We start from the raw sequence: 21,824 nt of genomic DNA, 5'->3' as shown, positions 1-21,824 counted from the left end.
TGTCCCACGGGATCCCTAGGGTCGAGGGATGACCTCCGCGACCCCTGCCGTCATCGCGCTGCTCGTCGGGTCCGCGATCGCGATCGCCGGACTGGTGCCGTGGGCAGCGCTGCAGTACCGACGCCGGGGCACCCTCGGCGTCGGCAACGCGGTGCTGGCGTTCGCCACGGTCGTCTACGGGCTCGCCCTCGTCACGTACACGCTCCTGCCCCTGCCCGACACCAGCGAGGTCGCGGCGATCTGCCGCGCCGCCTCCGGACCGCAGCTGACGCCGTTCGCGTTCGTCGGGGACATCGCGAAGGAGGGCGGGCTCTCCGGCCCCCGGTCGCTGCTCGCGAACCCGGCCGCGGCACAGGTGGTCTTCAACGTCATCCTGTTCGTGCCCCTCGGAATGCTCGTCCGGCACGTGTTCCTGCACGGACGGTTCCTGGCCGGGGTGGTCGTCGGGACCGTCGCTGGGTTCCTGGTGTCGCTGCTCATCGAGTGCACGCAGCTGACGGGCGACTGGTTCCTGTACCCGTGCTCGTACCGGCTGTTCGACGTCGACGACCTGCTCGCGAACACCACCGGAGCACTCGTCGGCACGCTGGTCTCCCCCGTGCTCTGGGTGCTCGTCCGGCACCGGGGCGAGCCGTCGTCGGATCTGCCCCGCCGGGTGACGATCTGGCGCCGCGGGTTCGGGATGTTCTGCGACCTGCTCGCCATGGTGCTGACCACCGGCGCGCTGGTGTCGATCACGAGCCTGTCGTTCGCCCTCGCCGGACAGGACCTGAACTCCACGCTCGCGAAGGTCCTGCTCGCCACGTTCCCCTTCGTCGCACCGGCGATCCAGTTGATCGTGGTGCTCGCGTCCGGGCGCACGCTCGGCGAGGCGGTGGTCCGGCTCCGGCCGGAGCCCCGGCCGACGGCCTGGCAGCGCCTGGTGCGGTGGGCCGCGGGCTCCGGCGGGTGGGCGACGGCCAGCGCCGCCGCGTTGCCCTTCACCGGCCTGCTGGCGTTCGCCCTCGCCGTCGCGGCGGTCATCGGGCTGTTCGCCACCCGAGGGCGGCGCGGGTTCGCCAACGTACTGGCGCGGGTGGACGTGGTGGACGAGCGCATCGAGCCGCCAGGAGCAAGTGAGGAGCGGTAGAAGGTCCGTGGCCTTGGTTCTGTTTCGGTCGTAACTGTTATCAACGAGAGCAGGGCTGAACGCATGCGCCCCTTCTGGTGGCCCCGAGGGCCATTGATGGCGGCCACGATCCGTCGACCAGAGCGGACGGGAGGCACATGGCGGGCCCGCCACGTTCCTCCCGTCCGATGACCCGGCGCTACTGCGATCGCAGTACGTGCGCAGGTCGCCGTCTTGGTCAGATGGTTCCGTCCCGAGCCGCCCGTGCTCGTGACGTGAGGAGCACCATGCGCACCGTCGTCGTCACCGGCCCCGGATCCGTCGAGATCCGCGACGAGCCCGTCCCCGAGGTCGGCCCCGCCGACGTCCTGATCGCCGTCAAGGCGTGCGGGGTCTGCGGCTCCGACGCCTTCTACGCCGCGCGCGGCGGCATCCCGCCGCGTGAGGGGCACACGCCCCTCGGGCACGAGGTCGCCGGAGAGGTGGCCGTCGTCGGCGACGCGGTCGAGGGCATCTCCGTCGGGGACCACGTGGTGGTGAACCCGATGGGCGATCCGCGCGGGATCATCGGCAACGGCGGCCCCACCGGCGGGCTCTCCGAGTTCCTGCTCGTCGAGCAGGCCGTGCTCGGCACCAGCATCGCCCTGGTCCCGAAGGAACTGCCCTGGCAGGTGGCCGCGCTCAACGAACCGATGGCGGTCGCCCTGCACGCCGTGAACCGGACCGCGCCGCAGCCGGGCGACACGGTCGTCGTGTTCGGTGCCGGCCCGATCGGGCTGGGCGCCGTGATCAGCTACAAGGCGCTCGGCGTCGGGCACGTGGTCGTCGTCGACGTGATCGCGTCTCGGCTCGAGAAGGCCTTGCTCGTCGGAGCCGATGCCGTCGTGAACTCGGCGGACGAGCCGCTCGACGAGCGCCTGATCGCCCTGCACGGCGAAGCACGGGACGGCGTGGGGCACGGCGGGAAGTCCGGCACCGACGTCTGGCTCGACGCCGCCGGGGTGCCGGCCACCGTGCAGACGGCGCTGCGCCTGGCGAAGCACCGCGCGACGATCGGCGTCGTGGCGGTGCACAAGCGGCCGGTGGAGGTCGACTTCGGTGACCTGCTGGCCGTCGAGCCGACGATCGTGACCGCGATGGGGTACCCGACCGAGATCTTCGACGTCACCGAGCACATCATCGCGAACCCTGAGGCGTACGCGCAGATCGTCAGCGACGTCTTCCCGGCGAGCGACGTGCTCGAGGCCCTCCGGGTGGCTGCGACCCCCGGGGCGGCCGACAAGGTCGTCGTCACGTTCGACTGATGCCGGTGACCAGGAAGGTCGCCGTGCAGTACGCCGTCACGGTGTGGCGGGATCGGCCGCGGCGCGGGCTCGTGCTCGCCGTGCTGTCGGTGCCGAGCAGCCTCGTGATGGCGGGGTGGAAGGTCGTCCTGTTCTGCGCGGCCCCCTCGTTGTTCCTCGCCGCGACCGTGGTCTTCACGCTCGGGGTCGCGGCCGCGAAGGTCTGGGCCGTCCGTCGGCACCGACTGTCGTTCGCGTTCGATGCGGCGAGCGGCGACCGGATGCGGTTCCGGCAGGCCGGACACCGGTGGATCGGGGGTGCGGTGACCGCGATGTCGGTCGTGTTCGTCGGGTGCAGCGTGCCGATGCTCGTCGGGCGGGCGCACCCCGTGCACTACGACCAGTGGGTGGCGATCGTCATCGCGGCGGCGACGTTCGCGGAGCTGGGCATCGGGGTCTGGGGTGCGGTGACCGCGCGCAAGGACGGGGAACCACTCGTCGAGGCGACGAAGCTCGTGAACGTCGCCGCCGCGGTGGTCCTGCTCGTGCTGACCCAGTCGGCACTGCTCTCGTTCGCGGGAAGCGCCGAGGACGCTGCTGCGTCCACGGGTGCGAGCGGGGTGTTCCTCGGCGGTGTGGCTGCGGTGATCGGGCTCGCGATGGCGCTGCGACGGTTCCCGGACGCGCCGGCGGCGAGGGTTCGGCCGGCGGCGACCTCAGTCGACCAGGCCGGCCTGGAACGCGAACGCCACGAGTTGGGCCCGGTCGCGGGCGTCGACCTTCGCCATGGCCCGGTTCACGTGGGTCTTGACCGTGAGTGGTGAGAGGAAGAGCGCGGCGCTGATGGCGTCGATGCCCTGACCTCGGCTGACCATCACCACGACGTCGCGCTCGCGAGCGGTGAGGGCCTCGAAGCGCCGGGTCATCTCCGGGTCGACGGAGGACGCGGGGGTGCGGGCGACCTGTCCGATGAGCGCCGCTGCGGCCGCCGCGGACAGCGCCCCTCCGCCCGCTGCCACCTCCTCGATCGCGGCGACGAGTTCTGCGGGTCCCGCGGCCTTGCTGAGGAACCCGTTCGCCCCGGCACGCAGCGCCGCGAAGACGAGTTCGTCCTGGTCGAAGGTCGTCAGCATGACGATGCGCACCTGCTCGGCGGTGCGTTCCGCGCGGATCCGTCGGGTCGCCTCGACCCCGTCGATGCCCGGCATCCGGATGTCCATCATGATGACGTCCGCCGGGACCGACAACGCCGTCTGCACCGCGGCGAGCCCGTCTCCGGCCTCGCCGACGACCTCGATGCCGTCCTGCCGGTCGAGGATCGCACGGAGCCCCAGTCGGATCATGTCCTGGTCGTCGACCAGGATCACTCGTGTGGTCATCGTGCTCCGTTCGCGGTGGGCAGGCGGACGCGGACGACGAACAGCACGCCGTCCGCCGCGGCCTGGACGGACCCTCCGACGGCGGCGACGCGCTCGCGCATGCCGACCAGACCGAGCCCGCTGCTCCGGCCTGCGACGGGGTCGCTGGCCGGGGTCCGCCGGCGGGGGTTGCGGACCTCGAGCACCAGGTCGTCACCGGCGCGGGCGAGTGTGACGGTCGTCCGGCCCTCGCCGTGCCGGTGGGCGTTGGTGAGCGACTCCTGCACCACCCGGTAGACCGTCACACCGATCGGCACGGAGACCGGGCCGACGTCGTCCAGTCGGGCATCGACGTCGAGGCCGATCCGTTCGTACGACGCGATGAGTCCGGGGAGCTGCTCGATGCCGGGGGCCGGAGCCGTCGGGTCGTCGAGGTCGGCGCCGCTGCCCGACGCCGAACGGAGCACCGTCAGGACGTGCTGGGTCTCCGTCAGGACGTTCCGCACGCCGTCCCGGGCGGCATCCAGCGCACGCCGGGCCTCGTCGGCCCCGGCGGGCAGGGTGACCTCGGCGACCCCGAGCTGCATGCTGACCACCGCGATCTCGTGCCCGATGACGTCGTGCAGGTCCCGCGCGATCCGGACGCGTTCCTCGGCCACGCGGCGCTCGGCCTCGAGTTCCCGCGTGGCGACGGCATCGGCGGCGCGCTGTTCCAACGACGCCCGGTACTGGTGCTGTACCCGCAGCCCCGAGCCGATGGCCGCCGCGGCGACGACGGAGATGAGGGCGCCGAGGGCGGTCGGTACCGCACCGCCCTCCCCCGGCGCGAGGAGCGTGCCGATGACCACGCCGGGAGCGACGATCGCCGCGGCGCGGACCGGGTGCCCCTGCCGCGAGGACACCGCGAACAGCAGCAGCACCGCGCAGCTCCAGGTCACGATCGGCGACCACCCGGACAGGCCACCGAGCACCGGCGCGACCGTGGCGAGGCCGAGCGCCGTCCACGGTGTCCACGGCGCCGCGACGACGGCGAGCACGGTCGCGGCGACCGCGATGCCAGGCCCCGGGCCGGCATCGGCCGCGATCACCCGGCCCGACTCGATCGCGCACGCGAGCAGGACGACGGCGGCGGTGCCGCGGAACACCCAGCGGTCGTCCGGACGCCACGAACCCCAGATCGCTCGCAGTCGCCGCATGCACTCATCCTGTCGTGCGGGTCAGCGGTCCGGCTACTGCGAACGCAGTAGTCGGGGGTACCACCGATCGGGGACCTGCCCGCGGCCCGTCCCCGGGACGATCGACACCAGGCCGGAACGATCCGGCACCGACCGGAGGACCCACCATGACGCTGACGAACACCGCCGCTCCCGCTGCCACCACGTACGACTACTGCACGGTCGACGTCCCGCGCGGCAAGGACGCCCTGTACGCGGACACCTACCGCAACTTCGGCTGGACGTCCGACGGCTCGGACCGGACGGGCGCACTGAACCGCCGGCACACCCTCGGCCTCCGCCGCGACCGTGCCGTCCGCTCCGTCGAACTGACCGAGCTCCAGCAGAACGCCGAGACCGCCCTGGCCACGATCGACGCCCTCGAACGCTCCCGCACGACCGCGGCGTCGGTGGTCGCGTACGCGCTCGGCGCGATCGGCAGCGTCCTGCTGGCCGCCTCGGTGTTCGCCATGCAGGACACCGTGGCGGTCCCCGACCTGCTCGGCGGGCTCGACCCGGTCACGGTGTTCCTCGTCGGGGCCGGTGGGCTGGTCAACTGGGCGATCGCTCCCGTGGCCTTCCAGCTCGTCCGCGCGGCGCGCACCAAGCGGATCCGTCCGGCCGTCGACCGCCAGTTCGACGTCGTCTACGGCGCGTGCGAGGCGGCCAGTCGCCGCCGGACCGCCTGAGCGCGGGCCGAGCCCGATGACGAACACCATCGCCCGGGAAGACGCGGTCCTGCACGCGCCGGTCCCCCGCCACATGGAGACCCGGGTGCTGTACGCGCCGACCGCGTTCGTGCCGCTCCACCGGCACACCCTGGAGCAGTTCGGCTGGACGGTGACCGTGCAGGGCGGACGGCTCGGCACGACGTCCCTGCTGCTCCAGCGGCTGCGCACCCGGCCCGACGCGGCACGACCGCTCCTCGAGCGTCGTGCTGAGCGGGCGCTGGCCCGGATCGCCGCCCTCGAGCAGCAGCCCGCACGGCTCGCCGGTGTCGTCGCCATCGCCGGTTCCGCGGTCGCCGTGCTGGCGGTCGCGCTCGGCGGTCTGCTCGCCCTCGGCGGGGACCCGACGCTCGTGCCGGTCCTCGTCGGTGCCAGCGTGTGGATCGCCGCCGTGGCCGCTGCGCCCGGCATCCGGTCGTGGCGCACCGAGCGCAACCAGGCCGCACTCAGCCGTGAGTACGCCGCGATCGACGCGTGCACGCACCCGCCGACCGGCCGGTGACCGCGACCGGGATACCGCAGACGCAGTACGCGCCGCGCCCGACGGTCGAGCACCCTGGACCGGTGACCCGCACCCGCACCGAACACACCGCCCTGATCGTCGTCGACCTGCAGGCCGGGACCGCGCCGTACCAGCGCACCCACCCCGTCGAGACCGTCGTGGCCAACGTCGAGACCCTCGCCCGCGTCACCCGTGGCGGCGGCGGCACGGTGGTGTTCATCCGCCACGACCCCGCCACGACCCCGGCAGGCGCGACCCAGTACGGCGGCGGCCCCCGCCCGGCTCCGGTCGCCTACGGCTCCCTGCTGCTCGAACGGGCCGACGCCGACGGCAACCTGACCCGCGGCGGGTGGAGCGCCTTCGCCGGCACCGGCCTCGACGAGCGGCTGCGCGCCGACGGCGTCACCGAGGTGGTCGTGGTCGGCCAGGCGACGACCTTCGGCGTCGAGTCCACGGCTCGGGCCGCGTACGACCTGGGCTACGACGTCGTCCTCGTCGAGGACGCCACCAACGACCCGGACCCGGACGCCCACGCCGCCCGGTTCCGGTCGGTGTTCCCCGCCCTCGGCGTCGTCGTGCAGACAGCCGACCTGGCGGGGCCGGGCGCGGCCTGAGCGGCGACCGGGCGGCGGACGGGAGGCCCGTGGCGGGCCCGCCACCTGCCTCCCGTCCGTCACGTGGTCCGTTCAGGGCCGACCCTGTAGGACGGACGGGGCCGAGCGCACGCTCGCCCCGACCCGACCCGAGGAGCACCCATGGCCGCGAAGACCATCGTCATCACCGGCGCCAGCGACGGCATCGGCGTCGCCGCTGCGCGGGAGCTCGTCCGCCGCGGGAACGAGGTCGTCGTGGTCGGTCGCAACCCCGCGAAGACCGAGCGGGTCGCCCGCGACCTCGGCGTCGACCACTTCGTGGCCGACTTCTCGGACCTGTCCGCCGTCCGGGGGCTCGCCGACGACCTGCTCGAACGCTGCCCCCGGATCGACGTGCTGGCCAACAACGCCGGCGGGATCTTCAGCGCGGGCCGCCAGGTCACCGTCGACGGTCACGAGCTGACGTTCCAGGTCAACTACCTGGCGCCGTTCCTGCTCACGGACCTGCTGATGGACCGGCTCGTCGCGTCCGGGGGAACGGTCGTCAACACCTCGAGCGTCGCGAACAAGCTCTTCGGCCGCGTCGACATCGACGACCTCGACGCCGAGCGGCACTTCCGGGCCACCAAGGCCTACGGCGACTCGAAGCTCGAACAGATCCTGTTCACCAAGGAACTCGACCGCCGGTACCGCCACCAGGGCGTGACGTCGACGGCGTTCCACCCCGGCACGATCAGCACCGGGTTCTCGAACGACAAGACCTCGCCGATGTACCTCGTGTACCACACGCCCCTGCGCCACGTGTTCCTGACGACCCCGGAGAAGGGCGCCGACACCCTGGTGTACCTGGCGGACAACACCCCCGGTCGCGACTACCCGACCGGCGAGTACTACGTGAAGCGCAAGGTGGCGGTACCGAACGCGCAGGCCGAGGACGCCGACCTGGCCCGAGAGCTGTGGGACCGGACCGTGGCGATGCTGCACGCGGCCTGACCGGGCGCGCTCCGCGTCGGTCGTCGGCGCGCTACGCGCCGGTCTCCGGCGCAGGGGTGACCGGCGGCTGCGCCTGCCGCAGGCCGGTGACCAGCAGCGTCACGATCGTCCGCACGTCGTAGTCCGGGTCCTGGGGGCTCCACGCGACCAGGTCGCCGACGGCGCGGAGCAGCTGGTACGGCGACACCGACGCGACCACCTCGCCCGATGCGCGAGCGGCGTCGAGCATGCGGCCGAGCACGGGGACGAGCTCGTCGACGAACAGCGTGTGCAGCGCGGTGAAGCCGTCGGCGTCGCCCTCCCACACCCGCGCCAGGCCGTGTTTCGTGCCGAGGAAGTCGACGAACTGGTGCACCCAGCGCAGGATCGCGTCGAACGACGTCGGCGCCGAGTCGAGCAGCACGGGGCCGGCCTCGGCCAGGGCCTCGATCTGGTGCCGGTACACGGCGACGACCAGGTCCGAGCGGGTCGGGAAGTGCCGGTAGAGCGTACCCACCCCCACGCCGGCGGCGGCGGCGACCTCGCGCACCGGCGCACCGACGCCGGACGCAGCGAAGACACCGGCCGCGGCGTCGAGGATCGTCCGCTCGTTCCGTTCGACGTCGCGGCGACGCCGGGGCGGCGCGGTGTCGTTCGACGGCGCGGTGTCGTTCGAGGGCGCGGTGTCGTTCGAGGGCGCGGTGTCGTTCGAGGGCGCGGTGTCGTTCGAGGGCGCGGTGTCGTTCGACGGCGTGCTCATCCCCCGATCATCGCACGGCCTGCACCCGGAACGGAACGCCGATCCGTTTCGCTTGCAATCCGGAGCGCTGTTCCGTATCGTTCCGGAACGTTGCTCCGTTTCGAGCGACGACCGCTTCCGGAAGGACTCCCGATGTCAGCAACAGCACCGCTCCCCCAGGTGATCAGCGTGCGCCCCGTCACCCTGCCCGCGCCATCACGCGGCCACGACCTCGAGGTCCGGATCACCGCCCCGATCACGGGCACCGAGCTTCCCGTGATCGTCTTCGCCCACGGCTTCGGGCAGTCGATGACCGGCGGCGATCCCCTCGTCGACCACTGGACCGCCAACGGGTTCGTCGTCGTCCAGCCCACGTTCCTCGACTCGACGAAGTACGGCCTGACGCTCGACGACCCGCGCTACCCGACGATCTGGCAGACCCGGGTCGACGACCTCGAGCGGGTCATCGACGACCTCGACGTCCTCGTCGCCGCCGTCCCCGGTCTCGCGGGACGTGTCGACCAGGCGAACCTCGCGGTCGCCGGGCACTCGTGGGGCGGCCAGTCCGTCGGCATGCTCCTCGGCGCCCGGGTGATCGGGTCGGACGGACAGCCGGGCGAGGACCGCACCGACCAGCGCGTGCGGGCCGGGGTCCTGCTCTCCACCACCGGGTTCGGTGGACCCGACCTGACGCCGTTCGCGCAGGAGCACTTCCCCTTCATGAGCCCGGACTTCAGCCAGCTGCGCACACCGTCGCTCGTCGTCGCCGGGGACCACGACCAGTCCCGGCTCTCCACGCGCGGGCCGGACTGGTTCACCGACGTCTACCACCACAGCCCCGGCGCCCGGCACCTGGTGACCGTGCACGGCGGGGAGCACCTGCTCGGCGGCATCCAGGACTACGCGTCCACCGCCACGACCGACGAGAGCCCGGAGCGCGTGGACCTGGTCCGCCGCACCACGACGGCGTTCCTCCGGACGGCGCTCGGGCTCGACGCCGACGCGTGGTCCGCGACGGCCGACGCAGTCGCCTCTGCCGAAGCCGGCGACGCCGTCGGCCACACCGACGCAGTCGGCCACATCGACGCCGTCGGCCACATCGACTCCAAGGAGGACCACTCGTGATCACCGACCAGCACCCGCTCCCCACCCCCTTCACCGCATCGTCCACCGCCACCGACGTCCTCGACGGCGTCGATCTGACCGGCCGGGACGTCGTCGTCACGGGCGGTCACGGCCGCCTCGGCCGGGAGGCCAGCCGCGCCCTCGCCGCCGCCGGCGCCACGGTCACCGTCGCGTCCCGCGACACCGACCGCGCCAGCGCCGCCGTCGCCGGCATCCCCGGCGTCCGGGTCGAGCAGCTCGACCTGACCGACCCGGCGTCGATCGACGCCTTCGCCGCACACTGGACGGCCTCCGGACGCCCGCTCCAAGCCCTGGTCAACAACGCCGCGATGCTCTTCACCCCGGACCGGCGGCTCGACGCCCGCGGCAACGAGCTGTCGTTCTCGACGTCCCACCTCGGGCACTTCCGGCTCACGCGGGCGCTCCTCCCTTCCCTGCTGGAGGCCCGTGGTGCGCGGGTCCTGAACGTCACGTCCGGCGCCGCCCGCTTCGGGCAGATCCGGTGGGACGACCCGGCGTTCGCCAGCGGCTACGACGCCGCTGCGGCCTACGGGCAGGCCAAGCGGGCGAACGTGCTGTTCGCAGTCGAGCTGGACCGCCGGTACGCCGACCGGGGCATCCGGTCGTTCGCCGCGCACCCCGGGGTGATCATCGGCCCGGGCCCGCACGACGAGTCCCGGATCGCCTCGTACCGCGAGCAGGGGCTGGTCGACGAGGACGGTACGACCGTCGTCGATCCAGAGCGCGGTAAGAAGACGATCGAGCAGGGGGCGGCGACCCTCGTGTTCGGTGCCGCGAGCCCGCTGCTCGACGGCGTCGGCGGGGTCTACCTGAAGGACAGCGACGTCGCGGTGATCGACGACGAGGTCCGGCCGCTCACCGCGGACAGCATCCCGTCGGATGCCAACTCGGCGATGCTCGACGCCGACGACGCCCGGCGGCTGTGGGAGGTCAGTGTGCGGCTGACCGCGTGACGCCGTCGTGCCCGCTGGTAGCTTCGGTCCCATGACGCGACCCCGAGGGACCGCACCACTCATCGTCGGCCTCGGGGGCGCTGCCGCCGGTGCTCTCCTCGGGTACTGGGGTGGCAGCCTGATGCTCTCCGGCGGCCGCGGGGCCACGGTCGGGGACGGCCTGCCGCCGTACTCGCTCGTGGTGGTGGTCATCGCCGCGATCGTCGGCATCGGGGTCCCGCTCGTGGCCATCGGCTGGTACTTCCGGCAGAAGGTCTCCCTCGCCGGTCAGCCCCACCGCGTGCAGGCGCTGTGGCTCGGCCTCGTCTGGGGGACCATCGCGATGCTGCTCGCCGGAAGCCTGAACGGCATCGCCAGCCTGCTGCCCGGCGGCCATGTCTGGCCGGGGTTCGTCGAAGAGTTCCTGAAGCTCCTGGTGCCCGTCATCCTGCTGCTGTCCTCGCGCACCTACCGTTCGCCGCGGCTGGCGGTGTGGCTCGTGTTCGTCGCCGCCGCCTGGTTGGGGTTCCTCGAGGGCATCAGCTACATCATCACCTCGCTCGACCCGATCCTCGACGGCGCGAAGGCTCCCTCCGATGCGCCGTTCGTCGTGATGATGGACATCGTCGTGCGCATCATCGCCGAGGTCTCGCACCCGCTGATGACCGTGGGTGCCGCGGTCCTCATCTGGCTCGCCGCGAAGACGCTGCCGACGGGCAGGGCGATCGGCGTCGGCGTGCTCGCGTACCTCGGCGCCGCTGCGATCCACGGCCTCAACGACGCCGTGATCCAGGGGCCGGTCCGCGACTGGAACGTGCCGGTCAGCATCATCCTCGAAGCCGTGTACGTCGTCGCGGTCTTCGCGTTCTGGTTCCGGCCGCAGGTACGACGTCTGCAGGGCGACGGCTCAGCAGACCGATGACCGGCTCCGCCGGTACCTTCTCTTCTGGTGCAGACGACATGCACCACAGGGCGATGCAACGCACGAGGGGACACACCATGGCCACAGGGGCTCGACGCTACAGCAGGGCGATCGAACGGCAGGACGGTCGGGACTTCCCGTTCTACGACGGAGACCCGATCCGGATCCCCGCATGGCAGTGGGTGACCATCATCGTCGCGTGCGTGGCTGCCATCACGGTGCTGAGCTTCTACCCGGCGGCGGACAACATCCAGTCGCTCGTGCCACGGTTCCTCTTCACCGCGATCATGCTCGCCGTCCTCATCGCCTTCACGAGACGACACTGGGCGAGGATCTTCCAGCGGACCACCGCCCGCGACTACGGCGCCATGGTGCTCTTCGCGATCGGGAACATCATCGTCACGTTCACGGTCGGGATCATCGTCAAGGCGATCTTCGGCACCAACGCCAACACCGCGACCGACGGCATCCACGGCGCGGGTGAGATCGTCGCGTTCTACGTCGGGACCGCGATCCAGCTGTTGGGCGAAGAGCTCTTCACGATCCTGCCGTTCCTGGCGGTCATGGCGCTGTGCCACCGCATCGGACTCACCCGCACCCAGGGCATCCTCATCGCTTGGCTCGCGACCGCGATCTGGTTCGGTGCAGCGCACCTGCCGACCTACGGGTGGAACTTCGCGCAGGCGTTCCTGATCATCGGCGTCGCACGGCTGGTCCTCACGCTCGCCTACATCCGCACGAAGAACATCGCGGTCAGCACCGGCGCACACATCATCAACGACTGGGTGCTCTTCACCGCCGCGATCATCGGGGCGACAGCGAGCGCCTGAACGGCGTCGCGCGCATGATCACGCGCGGGGCGCGTTGGACGCACCACAGAGCGGACGGGAGGCGCGGTGCCAGCTGACACCGCGCCTCCCGTCCGGTGTCCTGGCAGTGCACCCCGCGCCCCGGCGCGGCCTCGTAGGGTCACCTCATGAGCACGAACCGCGACGACGTCAAGGACTTCCTCGTCAGCCGCCGTGCCCGGGTGCGCCCGGACCAGGTGGGCCTGCCCGGTGGGCCCAACCGGCGCGTGGCCGGCCTCCGCCGCAGCGAGGTCGCGATGCTCGCCGACGTCAGTGTGGAGTACTACTCGCGGCTCGAGCGCGGCAGCCTCGCCGGCGTCTCCGACGGCGTCCTGCACGCCATCGCCGGTGCGCTGCTCCTCGACGACGCGGAGCGCGACCACCTGTTCGACCTCGCACGAGCGGCGAACGCCTCCCCGGTCCGTGGACAGCGCCGTGCAGCGACGCCGAAGACCCTGCGCGTCGGGCTGCAGTACACGCTCGACGCGTTCACCGGCGGGCCGGCGTTCATCCGCAACGACCGACTCGACCTGCTCGGTGCGAACGCGCTCGGCCGGGCGCTCTACGCGGACCTGTTCCGGAAGGCGGAGCGGCCGAACCTCGCTCGCGCCGCGTTCCTGGACCGTGACTGGGCCGACGCGTTCCACCCGGACTGGGACGTCGCCGCCGACCAGAGCGTCGCGATCCTCCGCACTGCCGCCGGCCACGACCCTCACGACGAGGACCTGCAGGCGCTGATCGGTGAGCTCTCGACGCGCAGCGCGGAGTTCCGGACGAAGTGGGGTGCGCACGACGTCCGTCGGCACGCCACGGGCGAGAAGCACTTCGTCCACCCCGTCGTCGGTGCTCTCGACCTGCACTTCGAGGGGTCGCGGCTCATGAGCGACCCGCGCTTGAGCCTCCTGCTGTACAGCGCGGAACCCGGCTCGCCGACGGCCGATGCACTCCGCCTGCTCGGTTCGGTCGCCGCGACGGAGCAGCGCGACGCCGCCGAGCACCGCGGGACCGACGTCCGGAGCTGACGCTGCGTCGTCGCCCGCGGTCACTCGGTCCTGATGCGGGTCGCTGCCAGAGCAGCGACGAGGAGCACCACGGCGGCGACCACGAAGCTGGTCTGCGTCCCGACGACGAACTGCGACCGATCGGCCAGGAACGCCCCGAAGACCGCGATCGCCACCGCCCCACCGACCTGCCGGAAGGTGTTGAACACCGCACTCGCTGTCCCCGACCGTTCAGCGGGGACGCTGGCGAGGACGACCGACGTCGCGGGCGGCATCGCGACCGATCCGCCCGCACCGGTCAGGATCGTGCACACCGCGACCGCGACGACCGAGTCGTACGGCGCGAGCACGATCATCACGACGAGGCCGATCGCCATCGTGGTGAGTCCCGCGACCACGGGGACCCGAGCGCCGAACCGGTTCACGAGGGTGCCGCTGACGACGTTGCCGACGATGCTGAACGCTGCGGACGGCAGGAACACCAACCCTGCTGCCAGTGGCGACAAGCCGAGGTGCTGCTGCAGGTAGAGGCTCAGGACGAAGACACTGCCGAAGTTGCCGACCATGAACGCGAACCCGACGCCGAGCGCGATCCGCATCCCACCGGAGCGGAACAGGTCGAGCGGCATCATCGGGTTCCGACCGTGGGCCTGCACCAGCAGGAAACCGGCGACCGCTACGGCCGCGAGCACCAGCGCGACGACCACGTACCACCGGTCGAAACCCGTCGCACCGCCTTCGATGAGGCCGAAGACGAGCCCCGCGAGCGCGAGCAGCGCGAGGACCTGCCCGGCCGGGTCGAACCGGGCCGGTCGCCGAGGCGATGGCGCCACCCGGGCGAGCATCACGAGCATCGCCGCGCACACCGGCAGGTTGATGGCGAACACGAGTCGCCAGTCGAGGGTCGTCAGCGCGCCGCCGAGGATCGGCCCCACCGCACCGGCAACCGCCCCACCGACCGCCCAGATGCCGAGCGCGTGCGCCCGTTCACGCGCATCCGGGAAGGCTTCGCGGATGAGTGCCATCGACGCGGGCAGCATCACCGCGGCGGCCGCGCCCTGGACCGCACGCGCCGCGATCAACGCGCCGAGCGACGGGGCGAGGGCACACGCGACGGACGCCACGAGGAACCCCGCGATGCCCCAGCCGATCGCCCGCTTCGCGCCGATCCGTTCGGACAGGTTGCCCGCGAACAGCAGCAGCGAGGCGAACAGCAACGTGTACGCGTCGATCACCCACTGCAGCCCCGACGTGCTGCCGCCGAGCTCCCGCCCGATCGTCGTCAGCGCCACGTTCACGATGAGGATGTCGAGCGTGATGAGGAAGAAGCCGAGCGAGGCGAGCACGAGCGTCAGCCGCGCAGCTCGGTGCGGGCCTCGATCGGTCGGGACGTCGGCTGTGGTCGGAGCGGTCACGGTTCGATGCTCCCCTGGCCGCGCTCGTCGGGGGATGCCCTGACCGGGAACCCCTCGCGACAGATCGAACAGACATAGGATGTCTCACGCTCCCGACATCGCCGTCGCGAGCCGCCGCAACCGATCGGAGCACGTCGTGCACGAACCGCTCACCCCGCTGGACCCGGCCACGCTGCCCGAGCCCGTGGACGTTTCGGACAACTCCGCGGCCCTGGCCGCGGTCGACGCCGTCGTGCGCTCGGGCCCGTACGACGCGACCTGGTCCTCCCTGCAGCAGTACCGCGCACCGCTCTGGTACCAGGACGCCAAGTTCGGGATCTTCGTCCACTGGGGCGTCTTCTCGGTCCCCGCGTTCCGGAACGAGTGGTACTCCCGTGACATGTACCGCGCCGGCACGCCCGAGTTCGCCCACCACGTCGAGACCTACGGGCCGCACGACGCGTTCGGGTACAAGGACTTCATCCCCTCGTTCACGATGGAGCACTTCGACGCCGCCGACTGGGTGCGGGTGTTCCGCGAGGCCGGCGCGCAGTTCGTCGTCCCGGTCGCCGAGCACCACGACGGCTTCGCGATGTACGACACCGACCGCTCCCGGTGGAGCGCCGCTCAGCTCGGGCCCGGGCGTGACGTGTTCGGCGAGCTCCTCGTCGCGGCGGACGAGGCGTGGATGGTCCGCGGCGCGTCGTCCCACCGGGCCGAGCACTGGTTCTTCATGAACGGCGGGACGAAGACCCCCTCGGACGTGCTCGATCCGCGGTTCAGCGACTTCTACGGGCCGGCGCAGCGCGAGGAGACCGCCCCGAACGAGCGCTTCCTGGAGGACTGGCTGCTCCGCACCGTCGAGCTCATCGACAAGTACCGCCCGCAGGTGCTCTGGTTCGACTGGTGGATCGAGCAGCCCGCGTTCCAGCCGTACGTCCGGACCCTCGCGGCCTACTACTACAACCGCGCCGCCGAGTGGGGCCGCGAGGTCGTCATCAACTACAAGTGGGGGACGTTCGCGCCGGGCAGCGCCGTGTACGACATCGAGCGTGGCGCGATGGGCAGCACACCGGAGACCGTCTGGCAGAACGACACCGCGATCGCGAAGACCGCCTGGAGCTGGATCGAGGGCCACGACTACAAGACCGTGCGCGACCTGGTCGCCGAACTCGTCGACGTGGTCGCGAAGAACGGTGTGCTGCTGCTCAACACCGGGCCGAAGGCCGACGGCACCCTGCCCGAGGACGAGGTCCGCATCCTGCGCGGCATCGGCTCGTGGCTCGCGGTGAACGGCGAGGCGATCTACGGCACCCGGCCGTGGACGATCTCGGGCGAGGGGCCCACCACTCGTCCCGCCGGCTCGTTCGTGGACGCCGACACGGTCGAGTACACCGCCGAGGACGTCCGGTTCACCGCGCGCCACGACGTCACCGGCGACGCCGTCTACGCGACCCTGCTGGCCGATCCCGACGACGGGTCGGCCCGCATCCGGGCGTTCGGCTCGGCCTCGGGCCTGCTCGGTCGGACCATCCGGTCCGTCGCCGTGCTCGGCCACGCCGGCGAGGTCGTCTGGGAGCAGCGCCCCGAAGCGCTCGTGGTCGCGCTCGACGGCGTCACCAGCGTGGACTCCGGTCCGGTGGTCCGGGTGCGGCTCGCGCCGGTGGTCGAGCAGGAGCGGCAGGACTTCCTGCACCAGTGACCGGGGATGCCGGCCCGGGGACGCCGGCGCGACGATCCGTCGCGGTCAGAACGGTGCGGCGCGACTACTCTCAGGCGGACGGTCGTCCGACGAGGATTGGGATGCTGACCTGAACTGGATCATCGCGAACTTCGGTCTCGTCTGGGGCCTCACCGTCACCCACGCGGGTCTCGCGGCCGTGCCCATCGTCCTCGGGTTCGTCGTGGCGGTGCCGTTGGGGTGGGTGGCGAACCGGTGGCAGGCAGTCCGATCGGTCATCGTCGGCGGCGGCAGTCTGCTCTACACGATCCCGTCCCTGCCGCTCTTCGTGATCCTGCCCTACCTGCTCGGCACCCGCATCACGGATCCCGTGAACATCGTCGTCGGGCTGTCCGTCTACGCGGTCGCCATCATGGTGCGGTTGGCAGCTGACGCGTTCGCCGCCGTCCCGGCGGACGTCGTCGACTCGGCCACGTCGGTGGGGTACTCCGCGTGGGGCCGTTTCTGGACGGTCGAGCTCCCGTTGGCGGGTCCCGTCCTCCTCGCGGGGATGCGGGTGGTCTCGGCGAGCACCGTCGCCCTGGTCTCGGTCGGCGCCCTGGTCGGCTCCGCGAACATCGGGTTCCTGTTCACGGACGGGCGACAGCGTCAGTTCCTCGAGGAGATCCTGGTCGGCGTGGCAGCGAGTCTCTTCGTCGCACTGGTCTTCGACACCGTCCTGGTGGCGCTCGGGCGCGTCCTGATGCCGTGGGCGCGCCGGATCCAGGTGCGGTCGCGTCGATCGCGCCGTCGGGCCGCGTTGGCGACGATCGAACGGGGGGCCTGACCGTGCAGTTCTTCCTCCATGCCGTCGCCTGGCTCCTCGACCCGGCGAACTACCGCCCCGGCCTGCAGACCCCGCTCCCGATCCAGGACCGGATCGGCGAACACCTGCTGTACACGTTCATCTCGGTCGCCATCGCCGCGCTGATCGCGCTGCCGCTGGGCCTGTACATCGGTCACACCGGGCGCGGGCGCAGCTTCGTCATCGCCTTCAGTGGGTCCATGCGCGCGCTGCCGACACTGGGCCTGCTCGGCACCCTCTTCGTCATCATCGGCATGACCGTGCCGTTCACGCAGACCGCCTTCATCGCGTCCATCATCGCGTTCGTCGTCCTGGCGATCCCCTCGATCCTCGCCGGGGCGTACTCCGGTGTGGAGTCCGTGGATCCGCAGACCGTGGACGCCGCGCGCTCGGTGGGCATGACCGAGTTGCAGATCCTGCTCAAGGTCGAGGTCCCCCTGTCACTGCCGCTGATCATCGGCGGGATCCGTGCCTCGGTCCTCCAGGTCATCGCGACCGTCGTGATCGCGTCGTACATCTCGCTGGGCGGACTCGGCGCGATCATCTCGACGGGCATCAGCCTGAACGACAACGACCTCATCCTCGGTGGTGCGTTGCTCGTGACGGTCCTCGCCCTCGTGATCGACGGCTTGTTCGCCCTCGCCCAACACCTCACCCGCCGCGGCCCCGAGGGGCAGACCCGCCGGCGCCGCACACACGTCCGCGCGCTGCCACTCCGGCGCCGCGCGGTGACGGCACTCTCCGTCGACGAAAGGGACCACTGATGTTCACAGCAGGCACCAGGACACGCATCCTCGCGGGTGTGATCGCGGTCGGGGCGATCGTGGCACTCTCCGGTTGTTCCACCTCGGACCCCACGAAGCCGGCATCGGGCGGGGGCGACGGATCGGGCAGCACGCCGATCGTGGTCGGTTCGTTCAACTTCCCGGAGAGCGAGATCCTGGGCAACATGTACGCGCTCGTCCTGAAGGACGCCGGGTTCGACGTGACGACCAAGTTCAACCTCGGCCCGCGGCAGACCACGATCCCCGCGCTCAAGGACGGTTCGATCAACCTCATGCCGGAGTACAACGGCAACCTGCTGTTCTTCTACGACACCAAGGCCACCGCGAAGACGACAGCGGAGGTCGACGCCGCGCTGAAGACCGAGATCCCGAAGGACTTCCAGGTGCTCGAGCCGTCGCCGGCCGAGGACAAGGACGCCTACGTCGTGACCCAGGCCGAGGCCGAGAAGAACGGCCTCACGTCGATCGGTGACCTCTCCAAGATCCAGCCGTTCACGCTCGGTGCCAACCCGCAGTTCGGCACCCTTCCGTACGGCATCCCCGGGCTCAAGTCCACGTACGGCGTGGACAAGGTCACGTTCAAGTCGATCGAGGACTACGGCGGGCCCGACACGGTCAAGGCACTCGTCGACGACACCGTGCAGGTGGCCGACATCTACACGACGTCGCCCGACCTCGTGACGAAGAAGCTGCTCGTGCTGAAGGACCCCGAGAACCTGATCGCGTCGCAGAACATCCTGCCGTTCCTGAACAAGGACATCTACAGCGCGAAGCTCGCGTCGACGTTGAACAAGCTGTCCGAGAAGCTGACGACCGATGACCTCATCCAGCTGCGCAATCGTGTCGAGGGCAGCGAGAAGGCGCAGGCCGCGACCGCCGCGAAGGACTGGCTGACCAAGGAGGGGCTGCTCAAGTAGCCCGGGAACGACGCCGGGTGCGGCGAGGCGGGGCTGCGCGCAGGAGCACCCCGCCCGCCACGTCCGTCGGTGAGGTGTTCGGTTTATTCGCGGATGCCAGCGGTGGCGCGGATCGGGGATCCCAGTGCTGACGGGCGTTCCACGGGCTTCGGGATTCTGTTCCACGAACCGTTCGAGAGCGGGCCCGGCTCGAGCGGACGCAGGCGGTTGCCGTACCTCCGTAACGCGGTGCTACCCCTCCGCCTGCTGCCCCACGAGCGTGCCCACCACGCTCCAGAACTCGAGGAGCACCTCTGCAGACACATCTGCAACGACCTCGAAACTGGCAGCGTTGACCCCGATAAGCTCCCCGTTCTCTCCTTGGACGAACAACTCGGCGTCGGACCGCGCCAACTCGAGAGCCGCAGTCCTGGACAGGCCCAGCTGCTGCAGATCAACCACCAGCGGGTTGGTGGACCCGTACTCAACTAGCAACGCCACGTTCGGACCAGCCTCGTCAACGCCCACGGCCGCTACGGACAGCTCGTGATAGTTCTGCGCGTAGCGAAGCACAGTGTGACGCAGCCCACCATCCAAATCCCGGAACGTGTTCTCGATGACAACGTTCAAGTGCTCCGGCGATGACCGGTCGAACGACTCAACCCTGAACGTGGACGGCGCACTGTAGTCGCGAACCCAGATCTTGCCCGTCGAAGCATGATGAGCGATAGACGAAGCGATTACCTGGCTCACGGAGTCGCCGAGCACCCAAGACCGCATGACGCGCGCCCAGTACCAGTAATTCGCGTCGACCGCCTCAGCGCTCTTGCCCCGTATGAGCGGCGCCCGACCCTGGCGTTCCTCAGTTTCCCAACGATACGATTCCCCCAGCGCACGAAGGAGCTGGTAATAGACCTCAAGGTCTGAGAGATCCGCGTCGATAGGAATCAACCTTGCACGCGCATCTCCAGTCCGAATACGGTCTGCGACGGCAGTCTGATACTCGATCAGGATATCTGGAGAAGAGCGGATGATGTCGACCGGGAGGTTGTTGCGAGTCACCAGCGCAGCGAGCGTCTTTTCACCATTGGCAGCTTTCGCAATGAACTTATCACTCAGGAGGGTTGGAGTGCCCGCGATATGCTCGGCGGCGAGCACCGATGCGTACCGTTGCGCCGTAATTCGCCTGGACTGAGTCCAGCTCGACGAGCGTTCTCCTTCGAGGACCTTCTGCATATCGGTGAACGGGGCGCGCCGGCGCCCTTCCTCTAGGAGGAAATTACGAAGGACCTCCGACTTCGACTCCCCGACCAGATCGACAGTTCCTGAGTTCCAACGGTTCTTGACGTCGCGCAGCGCGATGACATTACCGTAAAATTCTTGAGCAAGACGACCGGCACGCCCGATTAGGTTATTGAAGTCGAACGCCTTGAGAGCCGAAGTGCCCTGGGTGTCATGCAGTACGACAATGTTCTTCGCGGGCATGTTGACACCCTCGAGAAGCGTCGAAGTACAAACTACGAAGTTCACTCCAGACGATGAGTCGGAAAAGATTGCTTCAACTCGATCCCGCACTTCAGCCGGGATGACGCCGTGGTGGAAAACGACGCCATGCCGAACCGTTTCGCGCATGTAGTAGTCACGATGAACCGACTCGCGCAGGAACGTTCTCATCTCCGTTACCTGGGACGTATTGACCGGCGCTCGCAGGCCCGCGAGTTCACGCGCAAACTCAACCGCTCCCGCGGCAGAATTGATGTAGACGATAGTCTTCTCGCCAGCCGCTACGCGCACAATGAACTCCGCCGCCGATTCCACCGAGCCGTGTTGCAGTTGCGTCACGGTACCATCGCCACTGAATACCTGGACATTCCCCTCGACAAGGTCGACAAACATTCGGCGCTGAAGGACTGCCCGTTCCACGACTTGCACCGACGTGGTCTCAACCCCGAAGACCTCACCTAAGATCTCCGGATTAGACACGTTCGGCGATGAAAATCCCACCACCGGCTGAAAACGCCGCAGCGCCTCGGTCAGCGCTTGGTAATATATGGGGGCTCGGTCATCCCCGTCTTGGACTGCACGGTGAGCCTCGTCGACAAACACATGACTCAGCATTAGGGGGTCACTTGCTAGAAAGCGGAGCATCCGCTCAGGTGTGAGAACTAGAACAACTGCTTCTGCGTTTTCTCGTATGAGTCTTGGAATCACGGGATGAGATGAGACCGAAACACCCTCTCCCAGCTCGGTGCGCAAGTCTCTTTCAACTTGCGATATCAACGCAACCGTTGGCACGAGAACTATCGCAGTGAACTGCTCGGTCGGCAGCGGATCCTGCTTCGCCGCATCGACCGCATCACGAATGAGTTCTCGCAGGAGGAAGGATTTTCCGAGTGAGGTCGGGCCGGAAAAGCTGAATCGCGGAGAATTCCGAATCTGGGAAGCAATTTGCCATTGCGCATCGGTCAGCACCCGCGCACCCGGCCGTGTACGATTTCGCTCCGCTTTCCAGGCTCTATGGAGTTCGCGATCGATCGGCAGCGTTGATCCGGGAAGTGCGCTTTTGGATAGCGTTTGAAGCCCAGGAAAATTCCCCAGCTGCAACAAAACCGCTTCCACGGTGGCGGCGATCTGCGCGGCAAGCTTTTTCTTCTGGGTTCGCACCCTCGCGGAGTGGTCAACCAAGTGGGTAACGAGTCGCAAAGCCTCCGCTCGATGACGTTGGCTTTCAGACTGAGACAACACATCTGCATATCGAAGCATCCGGCGTATGTTGGTCGATGTCGCAGGATTGTAGGTCGTCGGCAAGCCGAGGAGTCGCGTGGCAGCCTGCAGGTCGAAGGCTGCCATCAGCTGAACATATGCTGGTTGCGCGACG

21 protein-coding genes are annotated in these 21,824 nt (G+C 69.8%); 16 read left to right on the top strand and 5 right to left on the bottom strand.

Annotated elements, in window-relative coordinates; translation table 11 throughout:
• Positions 1-28: 28 nt before the first annotated feature.
• The 3 genes from M4960_RS16010 (at position 29) to M4960_RS16000 (ending at position 3,215) form a co-directional block, all read left to right on the top strand.
• Positions 29-1,129, top strand: a complete 1,101-nt coding sequence (locus M4960_RS16010) for a VanZ family protein (protein WP_248704792.1) — start codon at positions 29-31, stop codon at positions 1,127-1,129.
• 266 nt (positions 1,130-1,395) lie between these two features.
• Complete coding sequence (locus M4960_RS16005; protein WP_248704791.1) at positions 1,396-2,412, top strand: zinc-binding dehydrogenase; 1,017 nt, start codon at positions 1,396-1,398, stop codon at positions 2,410-2,412.
• Complete coding sequence (locus M4960_RS16000; RefSeq protein ID WP_248704790.1) at positions 2,412-3,215, top strand: hypothetical protein; 804 nt, start codon at positions 2,412-2,414, stop codon at positions 3,213-3,215. The genes M4960_RS16005 and M4960_RS16000 overlap by 1 nt, the downstream gene beginning before the upstream one ends.
• Here the strand turns inward: M4960_RS16000 and M4960_RS15995 are convergent.
• Both M4960_RS15995 and M4960_RS15990 read right to left on the bottom strand, forming a co-directional pair.
• Complete coding sequence (locus tag M4960_RS15995) at positions 3,108-3,770, bottom strand: response regulator transcription factor (RefSeq protein WP_248704789.1); 663 nt, start codon at positions 3,768-3,770, stop codon at positions 3,108-3,110. The genes M4960_RS16000 and M4960_RS15995 overlap by 108 nt on opposite strands.
• Entirely contained in the window at positions 3,767-4,945 is a 1,179-nt protein-coding gene (locus M4960_RS15990; RefSeq protein WP_123293818.1) for a sensor histidine kinase, read from the bottom strand. The genes M4960_RS15995 and M4960_RS15990 overlap by 4 nt, the downstream gene beginning before the upstream one ends.
• A 146-nt stretch (positions 4,946-5,091) precedes the next feature.
• Between M4960_RS15990 and M4960_RS15985 the strand changes: the two genes are divergently transcribed.
• The 4 genes from M4960_RS15985 to M4960_RS15970 all read left to right on the top strand — a co-directional run bounded on the left by M4960_RS15985 (position 5,092) and on the right by M4960_RS15970 (position 7,779).
• On the top strand, positions 5,092-5,652 hold the full coding sequence (locus tag M4960_RS15985; RefSeq protein WP_123293817.1) for a hypothetical protein: 561 nt from the start codon (positions 5,092-5,094) through the stop codon (positions 5,650-5,652).
• A 16-nt stretch (positions 5,653-5,668) separates the two neighbouring features.
• Positions 5,669-6,193 carry a hypothetical protein gene (locus M4960_RS15980; protein ID WP_248704788.1) on the top strand — a complete coding sequence of 175 codons (525 nt, stop codon included), beginning with the start codon at positions 5,669-5,671 and terminating at the stop codon, positions 6,191-6,193.
• A gap of 62 nt (positions 6,194-6,255) precedes the next feature.
• On the top strand, positions 6,256-6,807 hold the full coding sequence (locus M4960_RS15975) for a cysteine hydrolase (RefSeq protein ID WP_123340269.1): 552 nt from the start codon (positions 6,256-6,258) through the stop codon (positions 6,805-6,807).
• 141 nt (positions 6,808-6,948) lie between these two features.
• On the top strand, positions 6,949-7,779 hold the full coding sequence (locus M4960_RS15970) for an SDR family NAD(P)-dependent oxidoreductase (RefSeq protein ID WP_248704787.1): 831 nt from the start codon (positions 6,949-6,951) through the stop codon (positions 7,777-7,779).
• A 31-nt stretch (positions 7,780-7,810) separates the two neighbouring features.
• Here the strand turns inward: M4960_RS15970 and M4960_RS15965 are convergent, their stop codons facing one another.
• A complete protein-coding gene (locus M4960_RS15965) occupies positions 7,811-8,518 on the bottom strand; it encodes a TetR/AcrR family transcriptional regulator (RefSeq protein ID WP_248704786.1) in 708 nt (235 codons plus the stop codon).
• A gap of 132 nt (positions 8,519-8,650) precedes the next feature.
• Here M4960_RS15965 and M4960_RS15960 point away from each other — a divergent pair, with 132 nt between their 5' ends.
• The 5 genes from M4960_RS15960 (at position 8,651) to M4960_RS15940 (ending at position 13,367) form a co-directional block, all read left to right on the top strand.
• On the top strand, positions 8,651-9,622 hold the full coding sequence (locus M4960_RS15960) for a chlorophyllase (RefSeq protein ID WP_194671905.1): 972 nt from the start codon (positions 8,651-8,653) through the stop codon (positions 9,620-9,622).
• Positions 9,619-10,596 (top strand): SDR family NAD(P)-dependent oxidoreductase, encoded by a 978-nt coding sequence (locus M4960_RS15955; RefSeq protein ID WP_134195712.1) that lies wholly within the window; start codon positions 9,619-9,621, stop codon positions 10,594-10,596. The genes M4960_RS15960 and M4960_RS15955 overlap by 4 nt, the downstream gene beginning before the upstream one ends.
• 31 nt (positions 10,597-10,627) lie before the next feature.
• On the top strand, positions 10,628-11,497 hold the full coding sequence (locus M4960_RS15950; protein WP_248704785.1) for a PrsW family glutamic-type intramembrane protease: 870 nt from the start codon (positions 10,628-10,630) through the stop codon (positions 11,495-11,497).
• A gap of 77 nt (positions 11,498-11,574) precedes the next feature.
• Positions 11,575-12,327 carry a CPBP family intramembrane glutamic endopeptidase gene (locus M4960_RS15945; protein WP_248704784.1) on the top strand — a complete coding sequence of 251 codons (753 nt, stop codon included), beginning with the start codon at positions 11,575-11,577 and terminating at the stop codon, positions 12,325-12,327.
• 146 nt (positions 12,328-12,473) lie between these two features.
• On the top strand, positions 12,474-13,367 hold the full coding sequence (locus tag M4960_RS15940) for a helix-turn-helix transcriptional regulator (protein WP_248704783.1): 894 nt from the start codon (positions 12,474-12,476) through the stop codon (positions 13,365-13,367).
• Positions 13,368-13,387: 20 nt separating this feature from the next.
• Here the strand turns inward: M4960_RS15940 and M4960_RS15935 are convergent, their stop codons facing one another.
• Positions 13,388-14,761 (bottom strand): MFS transporter, encoded by a 1,374-nt coding sequence (locus tag M4960_RS15935; protein ID WP_248704782.1) that lies wholly within the window; start codon positions 14,759-14,761, stop codon positions 13,388-13,390.
• A 79-nt stretch (positions 14,762-14,840) separates the two neighbouring features.
• Between M4960_RS15935 and M4960_RS15930 the strand changes: the two genes are divergently transcribed.
• The 4 genes from M4960_RS15930 (at position 14,841) to M4960_RS15915 (ending at position 18,967) form a co-directional block, all read left to right on the top strand.
• Complete coding sequence (locus M4960_RS15930; RefSeq protein WP_248704781.1) at positions 14,841-16,442, top strand: alpha-L-fucosidase; 1,602 nt, start codon at positions 14,841-14,843, stop codon at positions 16,440-16,442.
• Positions 16,443-16,620: 178 nt separating this feature from the next.
• Positions 16,621-17,247, top strand: a complete 627-nt coding sequence (locus M4960_RS15925) for an ABC transporter permease (RefSeq protein ID WP_308222021.1) — start codon at positions 16,621-16,623, stop codon at positions 17,245-17,247.
• Between the two features lie 2 nt (positions 17,248-17,249).
• Complete coding sequence (locus M4960_RS15920) at positions 17,250-18,029, top strand: ABC transporter permease (RefSeq protein WP_123310133.1); 780 nt, start codon at positions 17,250-17,252, stop codon at positions 18,027-18,029.
• Positions 18,029-18,967 carry an ABC transporter substrate-binding protein gene (locus M4960_RS15915; RefSeq protein WP_248704780.1) on the top strand — a complete coding sequence of 313 codons (939 nt, stop codon included), beginning with the start codon at positions 18,029-18,031 and terminating at the stop codon, positions 18,965-18,967. Before M4960_RS15920 ends, M4960_RS15915 begins: the two co-directional genes overlap by 1 nt.
• Positions 18,968-19,198: 231 nt before the next feature.
• Here the strand turns inward: M4960_RS15915 and M4960_RS15910 are convergent, their stop codons facing one another.
• A complete protein-coding gene (locus tag M4960_RS15910; RefSeq protein ID WP_248704779.1) occupies positions 19,199-21,796 on the bottom strand; it encodes a DEAD/DEAH box helicase in 2,598 nt (865 codons plus the stop codon).
• Positions 21,797-21,824: the final 28 nt, after the last annotated feature.

The organism is Curtobacterium sp. MWU13-2055, assembly GCF_023242305.1.
Taxonomy (GTDB): Bacteria; Actinomycetota; Actinomycetes; order Actinomycetales; family Microbacteriaceae; genus Curtobacterium.
The sequence above is the reverse complement of the archived record's forward strand: the minus strand, read 5'-3'. Positions and strand labels throughout refer to the sequence as shown.